Below are 5,159 nucleotides of genomic sequence, written 5' to 3' on the forward strand. Positions count from 1 at the left end.
CCTGTTCCTGCGCCCGCTCCGCCACCGGCTCCGGCGCCGCTGCCTGTTCCTGCGCCGGGGCCTGCACCAGAGCCGCTCTGTGGGGCGCTCGCGTTCGGTGTTGCCGGCTTGGGGGCCGCCGGCTTGGGAGCCGCCGGTTCGGCGCCGGCGTCCCGATTCGTACGGCCGGCCGAGGGGCCCTGCCCGCCGCTTCCACCGTTGCGGATGGGTGTGCCCATGCTGCCCGGTGCGCCGGAGCCACCCTTGGCGCCGCCGGCGCTGCCGCCTTTCGCCGAGTCGGTGGATCCGGAGGCACTCGAGCCGCCCGTGCCGGCGGGTGTCCCGCCCCCGCCTGGTGTGCCGCCACCGCCCGGTGTGCCGCCCCCGCCCGGCGTGCCTGTGCCGCCCCCCAGAGATGGTTTGGTTGCGCTCTTACTGCTGTTGCCGCTGTGTGAGCCACCGAGCAATGCGCCGAGTAGGCCGCCGCGGCCGAGGAGCCCGCCGCGCGCGCCCTGGCTGTTAGAGCCGCCGGCCGAGTGCCCGGCGCCGCTGGAGTTGCTGGATCCGCCCGAGTCGCTCGATCCGCTGCTACCGGAGCCGCTGCTGCCGCTGGAATCGCTGCCGCCGGAGCCGCTGCTGCCGCTGGAACCGCTGCCGCCGGAGCCGCTGCTGCCGCTGGAACCGCTGCCGCCGGAGCCCCCGCCGAACAATTCCGGCGCGCCGGAGGTGAGGTATACCGGACTGTTGGTCGCCGTCTGCATCGACGGAGCGGGCGCAGCCGACACGGGGGCGCTGTAGAGCGCCGCACCCGCTGCGGTGGTGGCTGCTGTGGCGGCGAGACCTGCAAATATGCGGGTGCACACAGGCCTACGGCACTGCGTTCCAGACAATTGCATACCTCTCGTGATAAGTGCGCCACCCCTATTGTCACAATATACCTGGCGTGGTCTTCGTCGTTCGCTGATGGCAAAGTTGATGTATCAGCTGGCAAACTACGCTACACTGCTGGTTAACCGACCCGCCGGCGACACCGGGTAGGGGCGTCCAGTGCCGGAGGTAGAGAGGGTGGCACATGTCTGAGACCATTGGAGCCGAGCCGCATCCTGACGAGTTCGACGGCGACCAGATTCTGGTAGGCCAGGGGCTGTTCGCCAGCCGCCTCGAGGAGCTTTTCCGCACCGTTCCCGGCCCGAACGGGCGTGCATTCACGGCCAAGGCCATAGCGCAGCGCTCGACGGCGTTGGGTTTCCGGCTGGGCGAGTCGTACCTCAGCCAGCTGCGCTCGGGTAAGGCGAAGTCGCCGTCGTTCCGCACCGTGGAGGGCATTTCCGCAGCGTTCGGCGTGGACGTGCACTATTTCCTCGAGGATGAGGCCGCCCAACGCACGCGCGATCAGATCCACCTGATGCGGCTGCAGGCCGACACCAAGGTGCAGATGGCGGCATTCCGCCTGGCTGGGCTGTCGTCGGACTCGGTGAACATGGTGAACGAGCTGATCAAGGTACTGCGGGTCCAGCAGGGACTGCCCGCCGATCCGCCGGAGCTTCCCGTAGACTCTCGCGATGCGGAGGGCTCCGAGGACGCCGGGTGATTTCATCCGGTTGATCCCACCCGCCGCGTGACCGATGGCCGCAGCGGCGAGGAGGGGGATGCGTACACCCAGGGCGTTGCGACGCCTCTGCGAACGCGAGGTGCGCACACTCGAGCTCGACCTGCCCTTCGACGCGGTGCAGATGTGTGAGCGGTACGGCGAGCGCCGTGGCCGCCCTATAGCCGTGCTCGGGCACCCGCTGCCCGCCGGCGTACCCAACGGTGTGTGGCTGGTCGGCGAGGACGCCGACTACTTCTTCCACCAGGCGAACACATCCCAGGTGCATCGCGACCAGATCATCATCCACGAGTTCGGCCACCTCATAGCGGGGCACCAGCTCGTCGAGCCGGCCGTTGCGGCGCCGGACGACATGCCGGACGAGGCGACGTCCGACGCTCTCCACCGCACCTGCTACGACGACGAGCATGAGTGGGAGGCCGAGATGATCGCGTCGATCATCATGGGCTGGGCGGCCGAGGCCAATGCGACCGCCGGTACCGCCGCCCGCCACTCGAGCCTGCGCGGTATCCAGCGCGCGTTGGGGGGGCACTCCCGTTGGTTGTGAACGTCCTCAACGTCCTGGGGGTCGCGTTCTTCACAGCGGTGCTGTGCTGGCGCGTACACAGGCTCGTCCGCGCCCGCGAGGGCGTGCAGGCCGTCGCGATGACCATCGCGATCGGTTCGCTGACGCTCTCGCCCCTGCTGCTCAATCGCACGATGGGCCCCCTGGTGGATTCGTATACCATTCCCGGCCTGTCCCGGGTGTGTGGCTATGCGCTCATCGTGCTCGGCGTCGCCTCGCTGGCCGTCACGTTCTTCTACGGGCACACCGAGTCGGCCAGGCAGCGGCGCGCAGGGATCGAGGCGGTGCCGCTCGTCGTCGCCGTGGTCGGCCTGTCCGTCGCGATGACGGTCACGCCGGATGCGCTGCGGCAGGCGGCGCTCAACGCTCTCACGGTCCGGGAGGTCGGTCTCGCGGCGTTCTTCGTGGTCGCGGGTGCGTACCTCGTCTATGGTCTCGCGGACTGCGTGTTCTCGCTGATCCAGCTGATGCCGTTCGCGCGGGGCTATCTCACGCGGTCGCTGAAGCTGATGGCAGTCGGTCTGGGCGTCGCCTCACTCGGCTCGCTCCTGCAGGTCGCCTTCATCGTCGTCAACCTGCTCAAGGTCGCCTCGATGCCGCCCGTGCTCACCAGTTCGCGAGTGATCACCGTGGCCGGCGTCGTGCTCTTCATCGTCGGCATCTGCTATCCCGGGGTGCGCGGCATCGTCGTCGCAGCGAAGTACAGGCGGCTGCACCGGCGTAACTACCGGCGGCTCGGTCCGCTCTGGCGCGAGTTGACGGCCGTGCTGCCCGACATCGTCCTGCCCGGCGAACGCCGCGGTTGGCGCACCGATGTGCACCTCGTCTATCAGCGTCGCGTCGTCGAGATCCGGGACGTCCTCGTGCAGATCAGCCCATACCTGCCCGACGACTTCGGCCACAAGGATCCGGCTACGAACGTCGCGGAGATGCGCGTGGCGATCCAGGCGTACCAGATGCTGGGGGCCGCATCGCAACCCACGCGCATGGTCCTGCCCGCAAACGGGCCGACCGTCGACGACGATGCCGCACCCCTGCTCGTCCTGTCCGACGAGGTCCGCTCGCATCCGCCCGCCACCGCCGGCGTGACGGGCGGGGCGGCAGGCGGAGCGGCGAGCTGAGCCGGCGCTCGAGCTCTAGCGCGGAGCCATCCGGAGTGCGCCGTCCATGCGGACCGTCTCACCGTTGATGTAATCGTGCTCGGCGAGGAAGAACGCCAGGTCGGCGTATTCGGTGGGCTCGCCGAGGCGTTGTGGGAACGGGATGCCCGCCTCGAGTGTCTTCTTGAACTCGTCGGTGACACCCGCGAGCATGGGCGTGTTGATGGTGCCGGGGGCGATCGTGTTGACGCGGATGCCGAACTGCGCGAGATCGCGTGCGGCGCAGATGGTCATCGCGTGCACGCCGCCCTTGGATGCGGCGTACGCGATCTGGCCGATCTGACCCTCGAACGCGGCGACGGACGCCGTGTTGACGATCAGGCCGCGCGAGCCCTGGGCGTCCGCGGCCTCCTGCTTGCTCATGGTCTCGGCCGCGAGGCGCATCACGTTGAAGGTGCCCACCAGGTTCACGTTGATGATCGTCTTGTAGAGATCCAGGCTGTGCGGCCCCTTCTTCGACAGGATCCGTCCAGCGGTGCCGATGCCCGCGCAGTTGACGGCGACGCGCAGGGCGCCCGCCTCGGCGGCGGTCGCGATCGCAGCGGTGACCTGGTTCTCGTCGGTCACGTCGGTGGCCAGGAGCGTCACGCCGGGAACGTCGGTGGCCTTGTCGATCGACTGCTGCAGATCGAGGCCGAAGACGGAGGCGCCGGCTTCCGCGAAGCGCTTGGCGGTGGCGGCACCCAACCCGGAGGCCGCGCCGGTGACGATGACGGAGGAACCTGAGACGTCCATGCAATCCCCTTTTTCGTTCTTTGCGCGCGCATCGGTGCGCGTGCCCTGCACAGCACGATAGTGAGCGTGGCGCGCGGTCAGCGGGCAGGGATGCCGTGGCTGCTCTCGGCCGCCGTGGCCGCGGCTGCAGCGCGCGCCCGGTAGGCGCGGCGTACCGCCCACAGCCCTACGGCGCTGATGGCGATCGTTCCGGCGACGGTGGCGACCACGGGCCCGGTGGTCTCGAGGCCGGCGATCGCCTCGACGAGCATCCATACGGCGAATCCGAAGAACAACACGGTGGCGAAGATGGAGAGTGCGCGCTCGGGGATGCGGTGGCCGAGCAGTGCGCCGACGACGATTGCCATGCCGCCGGCCAGGACCATTCCGATCGTCGAGCCGATCCAGATCCCGACCGGGTCGTGCTGGGTGGCGAGCGTGATCGTCGCCAGCATCGTCCGGTCCCCCAACTCGGCGAGCAGGAACGACGATGTCACCATGAGGAACGCGCCGCGTCGCGCCGCGGGGCCGTCGCCCGAGTCCTCGGCATCCGGCCCCTCGCCGCGCCAGGTCCAGAACGCGAAGGCGAGCATCGTCAGGCCCGCGACGACCGGCATCAGGCCCGCGGGGAGCGCGGCCGCGAGTGTGCCGCCGACGACCACGGACACGAGTTGGATGAGTGCAGTCGCGGCGGTGATGCCTGCGAGGACCACCCACCAGCGGTGCTTGATCGCGAACGTCATCGCCATGAGCTGGGACTTGTCACCCATCTCCGCGACGAATACGACACCGAAACCGATCAGAACTGCACTCAGCACCGTGACCTCCTGGAAAGACCTGTGCCACAACACGACCCGACTCTCGGACCGTTCGAGGTGGCACAAAGGTCTCGCCCACCGGGGTACCGGTTCGCGCGGCCGGGCGCATGGGCACCAGCATGTCGACCGCGCGATTGGGGGCTACTCCCCTTCGTGCGTCGTCCAGATTACGCATGCGCCACTGAATCAGCAAGTCCAGCAATGGTTTTGGGTTCCCGAACTTCTGTGGCAGGGCGGCGGGCGTGGCATGCTTCGGGTTGCGGTCGACGTGGCGGCAGGGGGCAGGAAGAAGACGAGCCGCCCGGGCCCCCCCC

The 5,159-nt window shown here is 69.0% G+C and carries 5 protein-coding genes and 1 pseudogene; 3 read left to right on the top strand and 3 right to left on the bottom strand.

The features are described 5' to 3' along the window. Positions 1 to 842, bottom strand: a pseudogene (locus P0W64_RS22465) (hypothetical protein); the annotation flags it as partial. A 209-nt stretch (positions 843 to 1,051) separates the two neighbouring features. Between P0W64_RS22465 and P0W64_RS22470 the strand changes: the two are divergent. From P0W64_RS22470 to P0W64_RS22480, 3 genes are read left to right on the top strand one after another with little or no spacing between them, the layout of a single operon-like run. Continuing rightward, positions 1,052 to 1,570, top strand: a complete 519-nt coding sequence (locus P0W64_RS22470; protein ID WP_275482427.1) for an XRE family transcriptional regulator — start codon at positions 1,052 to 1,054, stop codon at positions 1,568 to 1,570. Between the two features lie 58 nt (positions 1,571 to 1,628). Then, on the top strand, positions 1,629 to 2,135 hold the full coding sequence (locus tag P0W64_RS22475; RefSeq protein WP_275482428.1) for a hypothetical protein: 507 nt from the start codon (positions 1,629 to 1,631) through the stop codon (positions 2,133 to 2,135). Beyond that, entirely contained in the window at positions 2,132 to 3,274 is a 1,143-nt protein-coding gene (locus P0W64_RS22480) for an MAB_1171c family putative transporter (protein WP_343232899.1), read from the top strand. The genes P0W64_RS22475 and P0W64_RS22480 overlap by 4 nt, the downstream gene beginning before the upstream one ends. A gap of 15 nt (positions 3,275 to 3,289) precedes the next feature. On the opposite strand, the gene P0W64_RS22485 is transcribed toward P0W64_RS22480, so the two are convergent. Next, complete coding sequence (locus tag P0W64_RS22485) at positions 3,290 to 4,048, bottom strand: SDR family oxidoreductase (protein WP_275482431.1); 759 nt, start codon at positions 4,046 to 4,048, stop codon at positions 3,290 to 3,292. Between the two features lie 77 nt (positions 4,049 to 4,125). Beyond that, positions 4,126 to 4,845 (bottom strand): TMEM165/GDT1 family protein, encoded by a 720-nt coding sequence (locus P0W64_RS22490; RefSeq protein ID WP_275482432.1) that lies wholly within the window; start codon positions 4,843 to 4,845, stop codon positions 4,126 to 4,128. Positions 4,846 to 5,159: the final 314 nt, after the last annotated feature.

Origin of the sequence: Tsukamurella sp. 8F (assembly GCF_029167375.1) — a bacterium.
Classification (GTDB): Bacteria; Actinomycetota; Actinomycetes; order Mycobacteriales; family Mycobacteriaceae; genus Tsukamurella.